This is a genomic window from Microbacterium gorillae (assembly GCF_050990725.1).
GTDB classification, from domain to species: Bacteria; Actinomycetota; Actinomycetes; order Actinomycetales; family Microbacteriaceae; genus Microbacterium; species Microbacterium gorillae_A.
This window is the reverse complement of the sequence record NZ_CP158844.1, coordinates 4075836-4095228: the sequence shown is the minus strand read 5'-3', so window position 1 is coordinate 4095228 and position 19393 is coordinate 4075836. Positions and strand designations below refer to the sequence as shown.

Sequence of the window (19393 nt, the reverse complement as noted above, 5' to 3'; positions counted from 1 at the left end):
TGGGTGAATCTGGTGGGCGCAGGGGGTTCAGGAACGGCGGCGGAACAGGCGCACGAGGAGCCGGAACGCCAGCGCTGTGCCGGCCGTGCCCACGATCGCGCCGACGAGCGGGAGCAGGCCGATGCCGGGACCGATCTGGGGACCATCGGCCACGGTGAACAGGCCGGCGCCGACGCCGATCAGCACCGCGGCTAGAATTCCCGACACCGCATCCGTCACGAGGGAGGCGGCGAAGTGACGATCGTCGGAGTCTGCGAACGCGCGGGTGCGCACCACCAGACGACCGCTGGCGAGGTCGTCGGAGACGCGCTCGATGCGCTCCGGGAGTCGGCGGGCGATCGACAGCGCGAGCGCCGCTTCGATCGCCCCATGCTGGGCCAGCAGCATCGGATCCAGTGAGCGGTGGATGAGGGTCGGCAGGATGGAGCGCATCGCGGCGATCTCATCGAATCCCGGAACGAGGGCGTGCAGGGTGCCCTGGAGCGAGGCGAGCGTGCGGAAGGCGCCGGCGACATCACCCGGGACGACGATCCCGTTGCGCGAGAGGAATCGGACCAGGTCGGCGACGAGAGCGGTGAAGTCCGGAGAGCCGGCGAGGTGCAGCGTCATGAGCCGACCCAGCTCGCGCCGCATCGTGTCGGCCGAGCCGCGCTGCTGCCGGGGGCCGAGATCGAAGGCGAGGGTCAGCGCTGTCGCCGCGGCGAGGTCGTCGCCGGTGAGCAGGGCCAGCAGCAGGAGCGAGAGCTGGCGGCGGGTCTCCGGATCGATCACGCCGATGGCCCCGAAATCGAGCATGCCGATGCGACCATCGTCCAGCAGCAGCAGGTTGCCCGGGTGCAGATCGGCGTGGAACACGCCGTCGACGAAGATGCTCGTGGCCACTCGCGACAGCAGGGCGTCGGCGAGGTCAGCACGACGCTCATCGGTTAGCGTGTGAGCTGCCTCGGCGAGCTTCGTGCCGTGGAATCGCTCCATCACCAGCACGTTCTCGCGGGTGAGATCGGCGATGACCGTGGGTGCGGTGATCAGGGGGTCGCCGGTGAGAGCCGCGCCGCACGCTCGCGCGTTCCGGGCCTCCGAGCGGTAGTCCAGTTCGCCGAGGAGAGATCGACCCAGCCCCTCCGCGAGAGCAACGGCACCGACGTCGCGCGCCCAGCCGAACCGCTGCTCGGCGCTGACGGCGAAGCGCCGCAGAATCGACGTGTCGACGGTCACCTGCTGCACGGCCCCGGGGCGGCGGACCTTCACCACCACCTCCGTGCCATCTGGCATCCGTCCGGTGTGGACCTGCGCCAGAGAGGCGGCCGCGAAGGGGACGCGATCCAGCTCGGCGAGCACGGTGCCGGGCGCGCGACCCCACGCGCGCGTCAGCTCCGCTTCGACGACGTCGACGGGGAGGGCGGGCGCATCGGACTGCAAGGTGGCCAGGCTCTCGGCGAGGGCCGGGGAGACCAGCTCCGGGCGCGTGGAGAGCACCTGTCCGATCTTCACGAAGGTGGGACCGGCATCGCTCAGAGTGCGCGTGATGGCGGCGGCGAACTCGGGGGAGTCGGGACCGTTTCGCGCGGAGCGCCAGAGCCGACTGGCCGCGGTGACGCGCAGCAGGGAGAGGTAGCGCACCGAGCGGCGCGCGCCACCCGCCAGAGACCGCGCGATGTCGGCGAAGGTGCCGTAGCGTCCGGTCGGCAGCAGCGCTTCGCCCATCACCAGCACGCCCAACGCGCCGACGCCGATGCCCAGCACCACGAGAAGCATGATGAACAGCCACCACAGCACGGCCTGGGTAGTGGGCGTCGCGCTCGCGGTGACGCCGAGTTGCACGGCGACAGGCTCCGCAACGCCGGCAACGACAAGCAGGGCTATGAGGGCGACGAGGAAGCTCCGCCACCGCGCCGGCTGCCCGTCCAGAACGCGGCGCAGCACCGCGCCGACGACGGCGGCGATCGCGATGGTCACGACGACCGCGACGACGTTGCCGAACAGATACTGCATGGGAGCCGCCTTGCTGTCGTGTCGTGCCTCGGTGTGGTGGGTTCAGGATCGCACGTGACGGGTGCTGGGAGGATGAGGGGATGCGGGCGTTCGACATCTCGAGGATCGGTGCGGGACTGGCGTTCGTCACTGCGGCGTCCGAGATCTCCACCGTCCTTGACGAATCGCACGCTCTGGTCGTCTCCGCTGCGCCGGGTTCGGGGAAGACGACGCTCGTGCCACCGCTGGTGGCGAACCGTGTATCGGGCCGCGTGATCGTGACGCAGCCGCGTCGCGTCGCTGCACGCTCGGCGGCGCGTCGGCTGGCGTTTCTGGACGGCAGCGGGCTGGGCGAACGCGTCGGGTTCACCGTCCGCGGCGAGCGTCATGTGGGTGCTGCGACGCGGATCGAGATGGTGACGCCGGGGATCCTGCTGCGTCGCTTGCTCGCCGATCCGGAACTCGACGGCGTCGATGCCGTCATCCTCGACGAGGTGCACGAGCGCGCCCTCGACACGGACCTGCTGATCGGGCTCCTCGGTGAGGTGCGCGAGCTGCGGGAGGACCTCGTGCTCGTCGCGATGTCTGCGACGCTGGACGCGGATCGCTTCGCCACGCTGCTGGGCGGCGACTCACCGGCACCCGTGGTCTCGCACGCGGCGGTGGCGTATCCGCTGGAGGAGCGGTGGGCACCCGCGCGAGCAGATCGGCTGGATCAGCGGGGCGTCACTCCGGCGTTCCTGCACCATGTGGCGACGACCGCGGTCGCGGAGCACACGCGCGCGCTGTCGCGGGATCCGTCGGCGGATGTGCTGGTGTTCGCCCCGGGTGCGCTTGAGGTCAGCGTTATCGCTCGCGAGGCGGCGGCGCTCGCCCCGGAGACCGAGGTTCTTCAGCTCCACGCGCAGGTGAGCGCGTCGGAACAGGATCGAGCCGTCGCGGGGCGCGCGGCGGGGGATCGACCGCGCATCATCGTGGCGACGTCGATCGCGGAATCCTCGCTCACGGTTCCCGGTGTGACCGTCGTCGTCGACACGTGTCTGTCGCGGGTTCCTCGGCGTGATGCCGCCCGGGGGATGACCGGTCTCGTCACGGTTCCCACGTCGCGTGCGGCGGCCGTGCAGCGGGCCGGTCGAGCGGCGCGACTCGGACCCGGAACGGTGATCCGCTGCGTGGACGAGCGGACCTACGCTGCGGCTCCCGCCTTCCCCACACCGGAGGTCCTGACCAGCGATCTCACCGAGGCCTGCCTGCTGTTGGCGTGCTGGGGATCGCCGGGTGGCCGCGGCCTGCGGATGCCCGACGCGCTGCCCGCAGATGCCGTGCGGGATGCGCAGCGCACGTTGGAATCGCTCGGCGCGGTCACCGCCGACGGACGGGCCACGGACCGCGGCGAACGCCTCGCGCGTGTTCCCGCCGACCCACGGTTGGCGCGGGCGCTCTTCGACGGGGCAGATCTGGTCGGCGCACAGACCGCGGCCGAGATCATCGCCCTCATCGCGGGGGAGATCCGTGTGGACGATGCTGACCTGTCGGCCACGCTGCGGGCGCTGCGGGACGGACGGCATCCGCGGACGCGAGAATGGCAGCGGGAGACGCGGCGCTTCCGTGGATTGGTCGAGGTGGCCCCCGGCGCAAACGCTTCTTCGACCTCTCTCGACATCGCGGTGGGCACTGTCGTGGCGCTCGCGTATCCGGAACGCATTGCTCGACGCGTGGGCGATGCGGACGGCGGGGCGGTGTTTCAGCTCGCGTTGGGGACGCGCGCGGGAGTGACGGGTGCCTTGGCCTCCGCGCCCTGGTTGGCTGTCGCGGAGGTCGGCCGAGCGCAGGGCAGAGCGGCGGCGGGGACGGGAGCTGTCATCCGCTCGGCTGCGGCGATCGACGAGGAGATCGCGCTGGTCGCCGGTGCCACGTTGCTCACGGATCGCATCGAGGCGAGCTTCGTGGACGGGCGGGTCGTGGTACGCCGCGACAAGCGGCTCGGCGACATCGTGCTGTCGAGCACGCCGATGAAGGCGCGCGCCGATGACGATACCCGCGCCGCGGTGCTGCGGGTGCTGGAGCGGGACGGGCTCGCCGCGCTGACCTGGTCGGATGCCGCCGTCTCGTTCCGCGGACGGCTGGCGCTGCTGCATCGGGAACTCGGCTCGCCCTGGCCCGACGTGTCGGACGCCGCGCTCGCAGCGACAGCACGAGGCTGGCTCGCGCCGGAGATCACGGCGTTGGCGTCCGGGGCGTCGGCGTCGCGCGTCGATGTGCTGCCCGCGCTCCGACGCCTGCTTCCGTGGCCAGAGGCGGGACGGCTTGATGAACTGGTGCCCGAGCGCATCGGCGTGCCGTCGGGATCCAGTGTGCGTCTGGTCTACCCGGCGCCGGATGATCCCGCGGGGCAGCCCGTGGCGTCGGTGAAGCTGCAGGAGATGTTCGGGCTGACGCAGACGCCGCGCGTTGTGGACGGTCGCGTGCCGGTGCTGTTTCACTTGTTGTCGCCGGCCGGACGTCCGCTGGCGGTGACCGCCGACCTCGCTTCGTTCTGGGCCGGACCGTACGCGCAGGTGCGCGCGGAGATGCGCGGGCGGTATCCGAAGCATCCGTGGCCGGAGGACCCGCACACCCACATCGCCACCGCGTACACGAAGCGACGGCTGGCGGGCGGATGAGAATGCGCGCCAGCGGAGGCCCTTCGTCTCGCTGATGCTCGCTCAGGGAGCGGAGGGTGGGGGTGCGGGTCGATCCGGAACGGGCCGCGTTTACTGGACGGACCAGCCGCCGTCGGAGGTGAGGATGGCGCCGTTGATGTTCACGCCGTCGTCGCTGAGGAGGAAGGTGATCGAGGCGGCGAGCTGCTCGGCGGTGGCGACCGTGGGGATCGCCTGCTGGAACGGGGCGAGGCGGCCCGAACCGTACTCGGACATGTTCGGGGGCATCGGGATGCCGGTGGCCACGCCGCCGGGGGCGACGGAGTTCACGCGGATCCCCTGCGGGCCGTACATGAACGCCGCCGACTTGGTGACGCCGATGATCCCGTGCTTGCTGGCGGTGTAGGCGTTTCCGGAGGCGTTGCCGCGCAATCCTGCTTCGCTGGAGACGTTGAGCACGGAGCCGCGACCCGCGGCCGCCATGATCGGCAGCACGGCGCGCATGAGCTTGAACGGCGCGGTCAAGTTGATGGCGATCACGCGGTCCCAGACGGCGTCGCTGGTCTCACCCGCGGGGGAGAAGTCGTCGTTGATGCCGGCGATGTTGGCGAGCGCGTCGATCCGCTCACCCGCGGCCGCGATGACGGCGTCGATCGCGTCCTGCTGGGTGAGATCGCCCGCGACGGTGACGATATCCGCGTCGGCGAGGTCGGACTTCAGGGCGTCGAGTTTGTCGGCGGCGATGTCCGAGGCGATCACACGGCCCCCCTCGCGCGCGATGCGCTCCGCCGTTGCGCGGCCGATCCCGGAGGCCGCACCCGTGACGATGACGGTCTTACCCGCGAAGCGTCCGGGTGTGAACTGCGGACCCGCGTCCGCAGCCTCCTCGGGAAGCTCGCCACCGTTGGCGGCGCGCACCAGGTCGTCGACGACCGACTGCGGCATCGCGCCCTGGCTCATCGCGACCAGCTGCTGCAGCGGAAGCGACAGCACCGGGGTGAGCTGGGCGACGTCGGTGCCGCTCTGCTCGAACAGCGCGCGGACGAGGGGGCCGCCGACGGAGTCGTTCAGCCAGTCCCCGATGGTGGAGTGTGCGGTCAAAGCCATGATGTCTCCTTGCTCGAGAGCGATAACGCAACGGTGCGTCTACTTATTCAAGAGTACGCCCAGTAGTCTGGGCAAGTGCCTCGTCCTCGCAGTGAAAAAGCCCGTCAGGCGGTTCTGGCCGCGATGCGTCGCGCGCTCGCCGCCGAGGGATACGCTGCGGTGACCATCGAGGGCCTGGCACAGGAGGCCGAAGTCGCGAAGCAGACCATCTACCGCTGGTGGCCGTCGAAGGCAGCGATCCTCGGTGAGGCGCTGTTGGAAGGTGAGATCCCCGGCATGGAAGTCGCCGTGCCGATGACGGACGATCTCGAGGCCGACCTGCACACCTGGTTCGCCACCATGTACTCGCAGCAGGCCGACGCGGCCAGCACCGAACTCGCCCGCGCACTCATCGTCGTGACCGCAACCGATGCCGCTCTGGGGCTCCGTCTCAACGAGCGGCTCGCTGCTCCGATTCGTGCGTGGGTGGATCGCCGACTGACGCTGGCGCAGGACGTCGGGCAGCTGCGTCCGGGGGTGGACGCGGCCGTCGTGGCGGACCAGTTCGTCGCGCTGGCGAGCTATGCCGCCCTCCTCGGCACGCCGGTCAGTGCCGAAAGTGTGGACACGACGGTGCGCATGCTGCTCCGAGGCATCGCGGCCTGACGGGGATCCCGCCACGGGCGCTGTTCTGCACCGTGCATGTCAGGCGTAGCCTGGAATGATGCCTGACAATTCCGCCCCCACGCAGCCGCGGCAGAACGACACGCGCTTCTTCGGCCAGCCCCTCGCGCTGATGAACATCTTCGGCGTGGAGATGTGGGAGCGGTTCAGCTTCTACGGCATGCAGGGCATCCTGCTCATCTACCTGTACTACGCGGTGGCCGACGGCGGGCTCGGTATCCCGCAGGGCGTCGCTGCCGGCATCGTCGGCGCGTACGGCGGGTTCGTGTACCTCTCGACGATCGTCGGGGCGTGGCTCGCCGATCGCGTGGTCGGTGCCGAACGCGTCCTGTTCACCAGTGCCATCGTGATCATGGCAGGCCACATCGCGCTGGCACTCATCCCCGGCGTGTGGGGCGTGGGCATCGGTCTCGTGCTCGTCGCGCTCGGCTCCGGCGGGCTGAAGGCCAACGCGACGAGCGTGGTCGGAACCCTCTACTCCGCGGGCGACACCCGTCGAGATGGCGGGTTCTCCCTCTTCTACCTCGGCATCAACCTCGGCGGATTCCTCGGTCCGCTGCTGACGGGGCTGCTGCAGAGCACGCTCGGCTTCCACTGGGGCTTCGGTCTCGCCGCCGTGGGGATGGCCGTGGGACTGCTGCAGTACTCGTTCGGCCGGCGCGCCCTGCCCGACGCCGCTCGCCACGTGCCGAACCCGCTGCCGCGCAACCGCTACGGGCTGTGGGCACTGATCGCTGCCGGAGCGATCGTGCTGATCGTCGCGCTGGTGCTGCTGGGCGTGATCCGCGTCGACAACCTGTCGCTCACGGTGATCGTGACCGTCGTGGTCGCCACGGTCGCGTACTTCGCACTGATGCTCTCCAGCCGTCGCGTTCAGCGTGAGGAGCGCTCGCGGGTAGTCGCCTTCATCCCGCTGTTCATCGCGAGCGTGGCGTTCTGGTCGCTCTACCAGCAGCAGTTCACCGTGCTGACGATCTACTCCGACCAGAAGCTGGATCGGAGCCTCTTCGGCTGGACGATGCCGGTGTCGTGGGTGCAGTCGATCAACCCGATCTTCATCATCCTGCTCTCCGGCGTGTTCGCGGTGCTGTGGACCAAGCTTGGTACGCGTCAGCCGTCGACGCCGGTGAAGTTCGCCCTCGGCACCCTCATCATGGGTGCGGCGTTCCTGCTCTTCCTGCCCTTCGCCGGTGGCGGGGCGAACTCGACGCCTCTGCTCGCGATGATCGGGATCCTGTTCGTCTTCACCGTCGCCGAACTGCTGCTCTCACCCATCGGCCTGTCGGTGGCTACGAAGCTGGCGCCTGCGGCGTTCCAGACGCAGATGGTGGCGCTGTTCTTCCTGTCGGTCTCGCTCGGGACCGCGGTGGCAGGGTGGCTGGCGCAGTTCTACGACGTGGACAACGAGACGCCGTACTTCCTCACCCTCGGACTCATCGCCATCGTCATCGGCGTCTGCCTCGCGCTCGGTGCCAAGCCGGTGCTGAAGGCGATGCGCGGCGTGAGCTGACTCGCGCGCCTGTTCAGACCAGGGACCAGCCGACGGCGTCGAGCCGGGTGCGCACTCGTTCGATGTCCTCGTCGGAGGGCAGCTCGTTGAGCGACTTCGACAGCAGCACCTGCGCGTCCACCGTCGACAGCTGCTCGCCCGGGTCCGCCTGCGCGATCAGCACGTCGCAGACCATCTGGATCTCGGCGTCGGTGAGCCGCGGACGCAGCAGCGCCAGCACCGGGATCCGATCCACCGGCGGCACACCCTGCGGGTAGCCCGCGCTCAGCCAGCGCAGCACCTGCGCGAGGACGCTCTCCTCCGGCTCCGCGTCGGACGCGGCTGCGGCCGCAGCCTCGCGCATCGCGCCGTTGCTGAGCGGCCAGCCGGCGGCGGCCAAGCGTGCGGCGACGGTCCGCACGTCATCCTCCGCCGCCTCCTCCCGCGTGACGCGGGTGATGGCCTCGCGGATGTGGGACAGCCGCACCGGGTCCTGATCCGCCCGCTCCAAGGCCACGAGGACCTCTGCGAACTCCTCGTTCGACAGCGTCCGCCGCAGCAGCGCCAGCAGCGGTGTGTAGTCCTTCGGTGGCACGCCCTCCGGGTAGCCGGCGCGCAGCCAGCCGAGCACCTGCGACAGCAGGCCGGTGCTCACTGCCCCGCTCCGAAGAGGGAGATGCCGAAGTAGTGGTAGATGCTCAGGCGCGTGATCCACAGCACCGCGGCCAGGGCCACCAGCACCACGATCGCGAAGATCGCGTAGCCGCTCACGAGCAGCGCCGGGCGGCGGGCACCGGGCGCTTCGCCGTCGACCTCGCCGGTGCCGGCGGACTGCAGGCGCATGCCCACCGCGAACAGCGCGGGAAGGCCCGCACCGAAGACCAGACCCAGCGCCAGCACGCGCAGCGCCGCCATCCCCATCTCAGCGATATCGATGCTCATGTCGTCTCTCTTTCGAATGCGGGTCAGCGGGCGGCCGGAGCGGCGTCGGGAACGACCTTGCCGTCCCACTCCGCGTTGACGTTGTTGTGGTCCACCTTCTGGCGGCGGCTGCGCACGAACATGGCACCGGCACCGGCCAGCAGCAGGGCGAACACCACGAGCGCGCCCGGGAGGCCACCGATACCGGCGGCGATGAAGTAGCAGATCGCGCCGACGATGGCGGCGGCCGGCATCGTGATGAGCCACGCGGTCGCCATCCGGCCGGCGACGCCCCAGCGCACGGTGGCACCGGGCTTGCCCACTCCAGAGCCGAGGATCGAGCCGGTGGCGACGTGCGTAGTCGACAGCGCCATGCCCATCGCGGACGAGGTGAGGATGATCGACGCGGACGCCGCCTCGGCAGCCATGCCCTGCGGGGAGTCGATCTCCACGAGGCCCTTGCCGAGCGTGCGGATGATGCGCCAGCCGCCCATATAGGTGCCGAGGGCGATCGCGACGCCGCAGACGAAGATGATCCAGATGGGCAGACCCTCCGCGTGGATCTGCTCGGTGGTGAGTGCGCCGTGCGCGATGAGGGCGAGGGCGATCACGCCCATCGTCTTCTGCGCATCCCCGGTGCCGTGCGCGAGCGAGACGAGCGATGCGGTGCCGATCTGACCCCAGCGGAATCCGACCTCGCGGTGCTTGGCGTGAACGCGCGAGGTGATCGCGTAGATCAGCCACGTTCCGACGGCCGCGACCGTGCAGGCGATCACCGGCGAGAGGAACGCTGGGATGATGATCTTGCCGAGGATGCCCGCCCAGTTGACGGTGGCGGCACCCGCGATGCCCGCACCGATCAGGCCGCCGAAGAGGGCGTGCGACGAGCTCGACGGCAGACCCAGCAGCCAGGTCAGCAGGTTCCAGAGGATTCCGCCCACGAGGCCCGCGAAGATGATGATCATCGCGGTCTCTGCGGACAGGCCAGGCACCAGCGATCCTTCGGGCGTCTGAATCGTCAGCACGTCCTTGGTGATGGTGGCTGCCACCTCCACGGACAGGAACGCACCCACCAGGTTGAGGATCGCGGAGAGCGTCACAGCTACCTTGGGCTTCAGTGCACCCGTCGCGATCGAGGTCGCCATCGCGTTGCCCGTGTCGTGGAAGCCGTTGGTGAAATCGAAGCCCACGGCGGTGATGATCACAAGGATCAGGATCAGTAATTCGGCAGTCACGTCGGCAAGTGTTCTCCTCCGTTGGAGGCGCCCGAGGCGATTTCCGAGGATCGCCTCGGGATGTTCACGCCGCGTTCACCCAAGTGTGCGTTGTGCATATTCTTGGCGTCGCGGCGACGGACGTTCGTTCAGGCTCCCCGCCTAGAATCGACGGGTGTCCACCCCTGATTCCGCCGCGTCCGAGCGCGCCCTCGAGCCGGGTCTCGACCCCGAAGAGCTGGAGATCGCGCTGCGCGTGCTCGCGCAGACCACCGAGCTCGACCCGACGCACCCCGATTTCATCCGCGTCCGCCGCGCCACTGCCGGAATGTTCCGGGCGCACAAGCGCGCGCGTCGCAAGGAGATCCGGGAGTCCATCGCGGAAGCCGATCGTGCCGTCGTCGCGGCGACGGCAACCGGGTCGCCGGATCGCATCGACGATGAGACCCGCGGGATCGACATCTCCACGCGCACTGCCGCGCCGTCGGCCGGCGAGCTGCGCAAGCCCCGCAACTGCTACATCTGCAAGCAGCCCTACACGCGGGTCGACGCGTTCTATCACCAGCTGTGCCCCGAGTGCGCGGCGTTCAACCACAGCCGTCGGGACGCGCGTACGGACCTCACCGGCAAGCGCGCGCTGCTCACGGGCGGTCGCGCCAAGATCGGGATGCACATCGCGCTGCGCCTGCTGCGCGACGGTGCTCACCTGACGATCACCACCCGCTTCCCTCGCGATGCCGTGCGGCGCTTCTCGGCGCTGGAGGACTCCGCCGACTGGCTGCACCGGCTTCGTGTCGTGGGCATCGACCTGCGTGACCCCGCGCAGGTGATGGGGCTGGCCGACTCCGTGGCGGCGCAGGGCAACCTTGACATCCTGATCAACAACGCCGCACAGACGGTTCGTCGTTCGCCGGGAGCCTACTCGCTCCTCGCGGATGCCGAGCTGCAGCCGCTGCCAGACGGCCCGCTGCCCGAGATGGAGACCTTCGGTCACACGAACGACCTGCACCCGCACGCGTTGCAGGCATCGGTCGCCGAGCATCCGCTGCTGTCCGTGGCCTCGCTCGCGGGCACCGTGGGAGTGGGAGCTCCGGCGATCACCGCCGACGAGCTCACCCGCCTCGCGATGGCCCCCGGTTCGTCATCGCTCGCGAAGCACCACGACGGCACCGCGATCGATGCCGGTGGCCTCGTTCCCGACGTGGAGCGCGTGAACACGTGGGTGCAGAACATCGGCGACGTCGATCCGCTGGAGATGCTCGAGGTGCAGCTGTGCAACACCACGGCACCGTTCATCCTCATCAACCGCCTCCGGCCCGCGATGGCGGCGGCCGGGCGGTCGTACGTGGTGAACGTGTCGGCGATGGAGGGCCAGTTCGCCCGCCGGTACAAGGGGCCGGGGCACCCGCACACCAATATGGCGAAGGCCGCACTGAACATGCTGACCCGCACCTCGGCGGGGGAGATGTTCGAGACGGACGGGATCCTCATGACGGCGGTGGACACCGGGTGGATCACCGACGAGCGCCCGCACTACACCAAGGTGCGCCTCGCAGAGGAGGGATTCCACGCCCCGCTCGATCTCGTGGACGGTGCCGCGCGCGTGTACGACCCGGTCGTGCGGGGGGTCGCAGGTGAGGATCTGTACGGCGTGTTCCTGAAGGACTACAAGCCCCACCCGTGGTGATGTGTATGACCCCTATGTTGGGGTCAATCGGTTGTGGTCTGTACACGCGGTGACGTGGGACTCTGCAAAATTCATGTGAGACAACTCGAATTACCCCAGCGTGTCCCCGCACCCCTCACCCTGCGACAGTTGTCGGTCCAGGGCTCTGAAACCTCAATAGCTCCACGCGCGTGCGCGTGGAGTGGGTCGTGGCGACGCGCGCATCGAAAGGAAGCGCAAGTGAGCCACCGGGTCCCGAAAAGAGAGCGAGCGCGGGGGCGCCGCACGATTCTGAAGAGGACTGGTGCGGCCGCTGCCGGCTTCGCCACTGTCATCGCCGGCGTCGTCCTTCCCGTGACCGCGGCGAGCGCCGCGGAAGACGTGATCACGGTCACGAACCTCACCAACTGTCAGGACCCCGGGTCATTCGGTGCGGCTCTCGCCGCAGCGAACGCTTCGACCAACCCGGACGGCGTCAAGATCGAATTCGCGGCTGCCCTCGCTGGCACCGGCCCGATCACGCACCCGGGCTTCGTGTGCAAGATGTGGGATCAGCCGATCGGCGTGGGTAACGAGCTGGCGGGTCCGCTTGGCGCTCGCTATCTCATCGACGCCGACGTTCCAGTCACCATCGACTTCACCAACCTGGACGGCATCGACACCAACGTCGATGCCAACTTCGCAGGCATCTACGTCCACTCGGACAACGTCACGCTCTCCAACCTGAGCAAGCTGAAGGCTGGGTCCGCGGGACTTGCGATCGACGGCACCAACGTGTCGGTCGACAACGTCACCTTCGCTGACACGGACAGCGCCATTGCCGAGGTGGGTGTTGCTCTCCTCAACGGGGCAACGGACGTGAGCATCACCAACAGCACGTTCGCAAGCCAGTGGTGGTCCTCGATCCTGATCGACGGATCGCAGGCGAACCCGACGACCGTGACCAACATCACGATCGACAACATCACCAGCCGTGGAGTCGAGTCCGCCTACGGGCACATCGACATCGAGGACGGCGCGATCGTCAACGGTCTCTCCGTCACGAACAGCGACTTCGGCAGCGCGGACGAGATCTTCACCACGCCGACGTTCTACTTCAACCCGGCCGTCACCACCACGGGGCTGACGTTCAGCAACAACACGATGACGCAGGGTACGGGTCCGGAGCGCAACGTGGTGATGTTCGAGGGCGGTGCAGGCAACACATCGTCGTTCACCGACACCGTGTTCGACGGCAACACCTTCACGGGCATCTCGCGTCTGCAGCCGCTCTCCCGCATCATCGGCGCGAACAGCGGTACGTGGACCGGTCTGGAGTACACCAACAACACCTCGTCCTTCACGCGTGGAATCCTCATGAACGGCACTGTCACGGATGCGCTGTTCGACGGGAACACGTTCACCGAGGTGCGCGAGCCGAACGGCGGCGCACTGAGCCTCGGCCTCTCCGGCGCGTCCGTCATGACGGATGTCACGGTGTCGAACAACTTCTTCGACACACCGTGGTCAGATGACGGCATCCGCGTCCAGGGCTCCAACGCCGAGAACGTCGTGATCGAGAACAACAAGATCCACGACTTCCACGCGGACATCAGCAAGTCGGCCATCGCGCTGATCGCTCCCGGTACCAACAACGTGGTGCGTGACAACGAGCTGATCCAGCACCTGGAGCGCGGCGACAACGTCGACCTTCCGGCGAACATGGCCAACCACTGGGCCGTGTACGTGTGGGGCTTCGCGGGCGAGGCAACTCCCGACGCCACCGTCGGCTGGAGCGTGCTGAACAACCACATCGATGGCTTCGGCGGTAACCCGAACATCCCGACCCAGGCGCCGATCACGGACAACGCGGTCGGCAAGACCCTGATTACGGGTAACACCTTCGGCCCGAACACCCGCGGCAGCTTCGACCCGGAGACCGAGAACCTCGGCTACTGGTTCATGTGGAACAACGGCGCACTGGCAAACAACCGTGTGCAGACCTTCCGCGCTGAGAGCGTGATCTACAACGGCTCCACGGCGACCTTCACGGCGACGCAGCCGGCACCCGAGGTGGGCAACAACCCCGCCGTCGGCCCGGTCACGCTGCACGTGTACTGGACGGCCGATGACCACGCCGAGGAGTACCTCGGTTCGGTCGACAATGTCACCGCCGGGCAGAAGGTCACGGTCGACACCGCGCACACGTCGGGTTACCTCCGCGTGCAGACGGTGGACGCCAACGGCTACACCTCGCAGTACTCGAGCATCGACCAGAACATCGTCGTCGCCCCGGCCGCTCCGGTCGTGACCACGACCACGGAGACGACCGCAGAGGGCACGGGCGAGCCCGCGGCCACTGTTGAGGTTCGTGACGCTGACGGCAACGTTGTCGGTACGGCTGTGGTTGCTGCTGACGGCACCTGGACCGTGGACGGTCTGGAGTGCGGCACGGACTACACCGTGGTGCAGGTTGTCGATGGTGTGGACAGCGCTGAGACGCCGTTCACCACCGCTGACTGCGTGGTTGCTCCGACGGCTCCGGTCGTGACTGACACCACCGAGACCGCTGCGAACGGAACGGGTACGCCGGAGGCGACCGTTGAGGTTCGTGACGCTGACGGCAACGTCGTCGGTACGGCTGTGGTTGCTGCTGACGGCACGTGGACCGTTGATGGTCTGGAGTGCGGCACGGACTACACCGTGGTGCAGGTTGTGGATGGTGTGGACAGCGCTGAGACGCCGTTCACCACCGCTGACTGCGTGGTTGCTCCGACGGCTCCGGTCGTGACTGACACCACCGAGACCGCTGCGAACGGAACGGGTACGCCGGAGGCGACCGTTGAGGTTCGTGACGCTGACGGCAACGTCGTCGGTACGGTCGTGGTTGCTGCCGATGGCACGTGGACCGTTGATGGTCTGGAGTGCGGCACGGACTACACCGTGGTGCAGGTTGTGGATGGTGTGGACAGCGCTGAGACGCCGTTCACCACCGCTGACTGCGTGGTTGCTCCGACGGCTCCGGTCGTGACGGACACCACCGAGACCGCTGCGAACGGAACGGGTACGCCGGAGGCGACCGTTGAGGTTCGTGACGCTGACGGCAACGTCGTCGGTACGGTCGTGGTTGCTGCTGACGGCACGTGGACCGTTTCCGGTCTGGAGTGCGGCACGGACTACACCGTGGTCCAGATTGTGGATGGTGTGGACAGCGCTGAGACGCCCTTCACCACCGCTGACTGCGTCGTGACCCCGGCCGCTCCGGCCGTGACGTCGACCACCGAAACCGCTGTTGCGGGTACCGGTACGCCGGCCGCCACGGTTGAGGTTCGCGATGCTGACGGCAAGGTCGTCGGTACGGTCGTGGTCGCTGCCGATGGCACCTGGACGGTTTCCGGTCTGGAGTGCGGCACGGACTACACCGCCGTGCAGATCGTCGACGGCGTGGACAGCGCCGAGACGCCCTTCACCACCGCTGACTGCGTCGAGCCCGGCGTGCCGGGTGCCCCGCTGGTGACCACCATCACCGACGACGGCGCTGAGGGCGTCGGCCTCCCGGAGGCTGTCATCGAGGTCCGCGACGGCGACGGCAAGGTCGTGGCTACGACCACGGCCGGCGCTGACGGCACCTGGTCGGTTGACGGCCTGGAGTGCGGCACCACCTACGCGGTCGTGCAGATCGTGGACGGTGTCGAGAGCGCCCCAACCACCATCACCACCGCTGACTGCGCCGTGGTTCCGAGCGTCCCCACCGCCCCGACCGTCACCGAGGTGACCAAGGAGACGGTGTCGGGAAAGGGTGAGGCCACCGCGACCGTCACCATCCGCGACAAGGACGGCAAGAAGGTCGCCAGCGGCACCGTCGACGAGAAGGGTGCCTGGAGCATCAACATCTCGAAGCTGGCCTGCAACACCGACTACTCGGCGACGCAGACCCGCGACGGCATCGAGGGTCCGGCAACGAAGTTCCGCACCGCGGCCTGCGGCGCCACGCTGCCGACCACGGGTGCGCCCGATGTCAGCGGCCTGGTGGGCGGAGCGGCCCTGCTGCTCCTGCTCGGCGCCGGTGCGCTCATGATCATCCGTCGCCAGGGCTCGAAGGCCTGATCGACTGAGATCACACACCGAGGGCGGCAGTCATCCGGCTGCCGCCCTCGGCGTTTCCCGGTGTAACTGAAAAGCGCCCGTCACCTCCGAGGAGGTGACGGGCGCTACGTCGTGGGGGCGACTCAGAAGTCGGCGCCCTCGGCCTGCGAGGGGTGACGGTCGTACCAGGCCGGCGTGGCGGCGAAGTCGAGGGCGTCGGCGTCGAAGGTGGTGGTGCTGCGGTCCATGTGTGGCTCCTGCGGTGTGGCGTGGCCCGCGTACGCGCCTTCGTCGGCACGTCCCGCGGTTGAATCCCTTCCAGGATCCCGCCGCCGGCGCGGGTCTGGAGCGATGTTCGACGGCAAAACAGGGCGCAGTTTATGAGGATCGGCAAGAATCCGGAGTCTGCTGGCCGTGGACCGCGGCAAGGTGAATCCAATGTCACGTTGGACGTGAAGAGTGCGTCTTCTTGACGCCACCGCTGCTAGAGGCGGTTGACGGAGGTGAGGCGGAGGACGGCGGCGCCGGCCTCGTCCGATTCGGCGAGATCAACCACGGCCGAGATGCCCCAGTCGTGGTCGCCCGCGGGGTCTTCGAGGATCTGCCGCACGCGCCACTCGGTGGGCCCTTCCTCGAACAGCAGCATCGCGACGCTGCGCGCGTCGGGACCGGTTCCGATGGTGTCGTGCTCGGCGTAGTACGCGTCGAGGGCGCCCTCCCAGTCGAAACCCGGATCCAGTTCCGCCAGCGCGGTCATGTCCTCCCGCGCCGCCAGCTGCACGCGACGGAACAGCTCGTTGCGCACCAGAATTCGGAACGCGCGCGTGTTCGCCGTGAGCCGCTTCGGTGCCGGTGGGACGATCGGGGCGTCGTCGTCGCCATCGGACGCGGTGGGGGAGACGAGCTGCTCCCATTCGTCCAGCAGCGATGAGTCGACCTGACGCACCAGTTCGCCGAGCCACTCGATGATGTCCCACAACTCGTCGTTCTTGAGCTCGTCGGGGATCGTCTGCCGGGCGGCGCGATACGCGTCGGAGAGGTAGCGGAGGACCACCCCCTCGCTGCGGGCGATCTGGTAGAACGCGACATACTCACCGAACGACATCGCGCGTTCGTACATGTCGCGCACGACCGACTTGGGATGCAGCTCGAAATCGCGCACCCAGGGCTGTGCCGATGCGAACGTCTCGAAGGTCGCCTCCAGCAGCTCTTCGAGCGGCTTCGGGTAGGTGATCTGCTCGAGCAGCTCCATCCGCTCCTCGTACTCGATGCCCTCGGCCTTCATCGCCGCGACAGCTTCTCCACGCGCGCGGAACTCCTGCTGATTCAGGATCGCGCGCGGGTCGTCCAGCGTGGACTCGACGATCGAGATCATGTCTAGCGCGTACGTCGCCGACTCCGGATCCAGCAGCGAGAACGCGGCGAGGGCGTAGGGGGACAAGGGCTGGTTCAACGCAAAGTTCGGCTGCAGATCGACGGTGAGGCGGGGCTGGCCGTCGGGACCGGCCTCCACCACCTCCGATTCCCGGAGCGTGCGGTAGATGCCGAGCGCGCGACGCGCGAGCTCGTACTGGCGGTGTCGTGGTTCGTGATTGTCGAAGACGAGGGAGCGCACCGCACCCACCACATCCCCGCCGCGGCCGATCACGTTCAGCAGCATGGCGCTGGTGATCTGCATGCTGCTGCCGAGCGTCTCCGGCTCGGAGCCGATGAGCTTCTGGAACGACGGCTCGCCCCAGGACACGAATCCCTCGGGAGCCTTCTTGCGCACGACCTTGCGCTTCTTCTTCGGGTCGTCGCCCGCCTTCTTGATGGCCGCGAGGTTCTCGGTCTCGTGCTCGGGAGCCTGCACCATCACGGTGCCCGCCGTGTCGTACCCCGCGCGGCCCGCACGTCCGGCGATCTGGTGGAACTCGCGCGCGTTCAGCTGACGCATCCGCGTGCCGTCATACTTGGTCAGCGCCGTGAGCAGCACCGTGCGGATCGGCACGTTGATCCCGACGCCGAGCGTGTCGGTGCCGCAGATCACCTTCAGCAGTCCGCGCTGCGCGAGCTGCTCCACGAGGCGGCGGTACTTGGGCAGCATGCCGGCGTGGTGCACGCCGATGCCGGCGCGGAGGAACTTGTTCAGCGTCTTGCCGAAGCTCGTCGTGAAGCGGAAGCCGGCGATCAGCTCACCGATGGCGTCGCGCTCCTCGCGGCTGGCGATCTTCGCCGACAGCAGTGCCTGTGCCCGCTCCATCGCGGCTGCCTGGGAGAAGTGGACGATGTACACCGGGGCGCGATCGGTGTGCAGCAGCTCGTCGATGGTCTCGTGAATCGGCGCGGTCTCGTAGAAGAAGTGCAGGGGGACCGGGCGCTCCACGCCGGTGACGACGGCCGTCTCGCGTCCGGTGCGACGCGTGAGGTCGGCGGCGAGATCGGTGACGTCGCCGAGCGTGGCCGACAGCAGCACGAACTGCGCCTGCGGCAGCTCCAGGATCGGCACCTGCCATGCCCAGCCGCGATCGGGGTCGGCATAGAAGTGGAACTCGTCCATCACGACCTGCCCCACCTCGGCGTCGGCACCGCCGCGCAGCGCAAGGTTGGCGAGGATCTCCGCCGTGCAGCAGATGATGGGAGCTTCGGCGTTCACCGAGGAGTCGCCGGTGACCATGCCCACATTCTCGGCACCGAAGACGTCGACCAGGGCGAAGAACTTCTCGCTGACGAGGGCCTTGATCGGGGCGGTGTAGTAGGTGCGGCGGCCGTCGGCGAGTGCGGCGAAGTGCGCGCCGATCGCGACGAGCGACTTTCCGGTGCCGGTGGGCGTCGACAGAATCAGGTTGTTGCCCGAGACGATCTCGATGATCGCCTCGTCCTGCGCCGGGTAGAGGGAGAGCCCGGTCGACTCCGCCCAGGTGACGAACGCCTCGTACACCGCGTCGGGTTCGGGGGCGGCGCCGTCGGTGCGGAGGGCGGAAGGATCCAACGGCGCAGAAGTCATGGTCCTTCGATTCTCCCGCACCCGTTCCCGGGCGAGAAACCCGGGCGTTTCTCGCTCAGCCGACGCGCTCCATGGTGACGGTCTTCGTGACGCCGAGCGCGGATGCCTCGTAGCTCAGCACACCGTTGTCGTAGTGAAAGGACTTCGCAGGATCGGAGGATGCCATCAGCGCGGACGACGTCTGCGCGGTGTCGTTTGCGGACTCCCAGGAGTACGTGGTCGTCGCATCCGAAGGCGGAAGATAGCTCCCCGCCCAGTACAGCGCGGTGGTGCTTCCCCCATCGCTCACCCACGTGATCGTGATCGTCGTGTCGGTGATCACTGCGGTCTGCCATGACGTCTCGGAGGCGGAGTTCGTGGTCTTCCATTCCCCGACGAGGCTGAGTGGGGCCTCCGGCGTTGGCGTTGGCGTTGGCGTTGTTTCGGCGACGATCGGTGTCGCCTCGGCAACGGGCAGCGACTCGGTCGTTGCCGAGCAGGCGGGGAGAGTGAGCGTCGCGCTGATGAGGGCGACGACGAGCAGCGGGCGGGTACGGTTCATCGACGGAGCTTTCTCGGGTGCGGGCGGCGCAGTGCCACTCCTCTGAGCATAGGCAACGCATAGCTGCGAGATGCGCGTCCCCGACACCAGGAGTTCACCAGGGGGACATCCGGCGCTCACGTGAGGTG

The 19393-nt window shown here is 68.4% G+C and carries 12 protein-coding genes; 5 read left to right on the top strand and 7 right to left on the bottom strand.

Translation table 11 applies throughout. The features are described from left to right. Nucleotides 1-27: 27 nt before the first annotated feature. On the bottom strand, nucleotides 28-1992 hold the full coding sequence (locus tag ABTV68_RS18940) for an ABC1 kinase family protein (RefSeq protein WP_433675224.1): 1965 nt from the start codon (nucleotides 1990-1992) through the stop codon (nucleotides 28-30). An 80-nt stretch (nucleotides 1993-2072) separates the two neighbouring features. On the opposite strand from ABTV68_RS18940, the gene hrpB reads away from it, so the two are divergent. Continuing rightward, nucleotides 2073-4634: an ATP-dependent helicase HrpB gene (gene hrpB / locus ABTV68_RS18935; RefSeq protein WP_433675223.1), complete on the top strand. Its 2562-nt coding sequence runs from the start codon at nucleotides 2073-2075 to the stop codon at nucleotides 4632-4634. A gap of 90 nt (nucleotides 4635-4724) precedes the next feature. Here hrpB and ABTV68_RS18930 read toward each other — a convergent pair whose 3' ends face one another. Further along, nucleotides 4725-5720 carry an SDR family NAD(P)-dependent oxidoreductase gene (locus ABTV68_RS18930; RefSeq protein ID WP_433675222.1) on the bottom strand — a complete coding sequence of 332 codons (996 nt, stop codon included), beginning with the start codon at nucleotides 5718-5720 and terminating at the stop codon, nucleotides 4725-4727. Between the two features lie 75 nt (nucleotides 5721-5795). On the opposite strand from ABTV68_RS18930, the gene ABTV68_RS18925 reads away from it, so the two are divergent. Together ABTV68_RS18925 and ABTV68_RS18920 are read left to right on the top strand one after the other, a co-directional pair. Then, nucleotides 5796-6365, top strand: coding sequence for a TetR/AcrR family transcriptional regulator (locus ABTV68_RS18925; RefSeq protein WP_433675221.1), 570 nt, complete (start codon nucleotides 5796-5798; stop codon nucleotides 6363-6365). A gap of 55 nt (nucleotides 6366-6420) precedes the next feature. Continuing rightward, nucleotides 6421-7893 carry a peptide MFS transporter gene (locus tag ABTV68_RS18920; protein WP_433675220.1) on the top strand — a complete coding sequence of 491 codons (1473 nt, stop codon included), beginning with the start codon at nucleotides 6421-6423 and terminating at the stop codon, nucleotides 7891-7893. A 13-nt stretch (nucleotides 7894-7906) separates the two neighbouring features. Here ABTV68_RS18920 and ABTV68_RS18915 read toward each other — a convergent pair whose 3' ends face one another. From ABTV68_RS18915 to ABTV68_RS18905, 3 genes are read right to left on the bottom strand one after another with little or no spacing between them, the layout of a single operon-like run. Next, nucleotides 7907-8527 carry a DUF3349 domain-containing protein gene (locus ABTV68_RS18915; protein WP_433675219.1) on the bottom strand — a complete coding sequence of 207 codons (621 nt, stop codon included), beginning with the start codon at nucleotides 8525-8527 and terminating at the stop codon, nucleotides 7907-7909. Continuing rightward, the gene (locus ABTV68_RS18910; protein WP_433675218.1) at nucleotides 8524-8814 is read right to left on the bottom strand and encodes a hypothetical protein; all 291 of its coding nucleotides are present in this window, start codon (nucleotides 8812-8814) and stop codon (nucleotides 8524-8526) included. The genes ABTV68_RS18915 and ABTV68_RS18910 overlap by 4 nt, the downstream gene beginning before the upstream one ends. A 23-nt stretch (nucleotides 8815-8837) precedes the next feature. Continuing rightward, nucleotides 8838-10028 (bottom strand): anion permease, encoded by a 1191-nt coding sequence (locus tag ABTV68_RS18905; protein WP_433675217.1) that lies wholly within the window; start codon nucleotides 10026-10028, stop codon nucleotides 8838-8840. A 154-nt stretch (nucleotides 10029-10182) separates the two neighbouring features. Between ABTV68_RS18905 and ABTV68_RS18900 the strand changes: the two genes are divergently transcribed. Next, nucleotides 10183-11694, top strand: coding sequence for an SDR family NAD(P)-dependent oxidoreductase (locus tag ABTV68_RS18900; RefSeq protein WP_433675216.1), 1512 nt, complete (start codon nucleotides 10183-10185; stop codon nucleotides 11692-11694). 333 nt (nucleotides 11695-12027) lie between these two features. Continuing rightward, complete coding sequence (locus ABTV68_RS18895; protein WP_433675215.1) at nucleotides 12028-15759, top strand: Ig-like domain-containing protein; 3732 nt, start codon at nucleotides 12028-12030, stop codon at nucleotides 15757-15759. Between the two features lie 463 nt (nucleotides 15760-16222). Here ABTV68_RS18895 and ABTV68_RS18890 read toward each other — a convergent pair whose 3' ends face one another. Both ABTV68_RS18890 and ABTV68_RS18885 read right to left on the bottom strand, forming a co-directional pair. Continuing rightward, a complete protein-coding gene (locus ABTV68_RS18890) occupies nucleotides 16223-18724 on the bottom strand; it encodes a DEAD/DEAH box helicase (protein WP_433675214.1) in 2502 nt (833 codons plus the stop codon). A gap of 55 nt (nucleotides 18725-18779) precedes the next feature. After that, entirely contained in the window at nucleotides 18780-19265 is a 486-nt protein-coding gene (locus ABTV68_RS18885; RefSeq protein WP_433675213.1) for a hypothetical protein, read from the bottom strand. Between the last annotated feature and the right edge of the window lie 128 nt (nucleotides 19266-19393).

Bases quoted from the DNA above. Each gene is read 5' to 3' on its own strand.
- hrpB (WP_433675223.1), top strand. From the start codon at position 2,073: ATGCGGGCGTTCGACATCTCGAGGATCGGTGCGGGACTGGCGTTCGTC.
- ABTV68_RS18930 (WP_433675222.1), bottom strand. From the start codon at position 5,720: ATGGCTTTGACCGCACACTCCACCATCGGGGACTGGCTGAACGACTCC.
- ABTV68_RS18920 (WP_433675220.1), top strand. From the start codon at position 6,421: ATGATGCCTGACAATTCCGCCCCCACGCAGCCGCGGCAGAACGACACG.
- ABTV68_RS18890 (WP_433675214.1), bottom strand. From the start codon at position 18,724: ATGACTTCTGCGCCGTTGGATCCTTCCGCCCTCCGCACCGACGGCGCC.
- ABTV68_RS18885 (WP_433675213.1), bottom strand. From the start codon at position 19,265: ATGAACCGTACCCGCCCGCTGCTCGTCGTCGCCCTCATCAGCGCGACG.
- ABTV68_RS18940 (WP_433675224.1), bottom strand. From the start codon at position 1,992: ATGCAGTATCTGTTCGGCAACGTCGTCGCGGTCGTCGTGACCATCGCG.
- ABTV68_RS18910 (WP_433675218.1), bottom strand. From the start codon at position 8,814: ATGAGCATCGATATCGCTGAGATGGGGATGGCGGCGCTGCGCGTGCTG.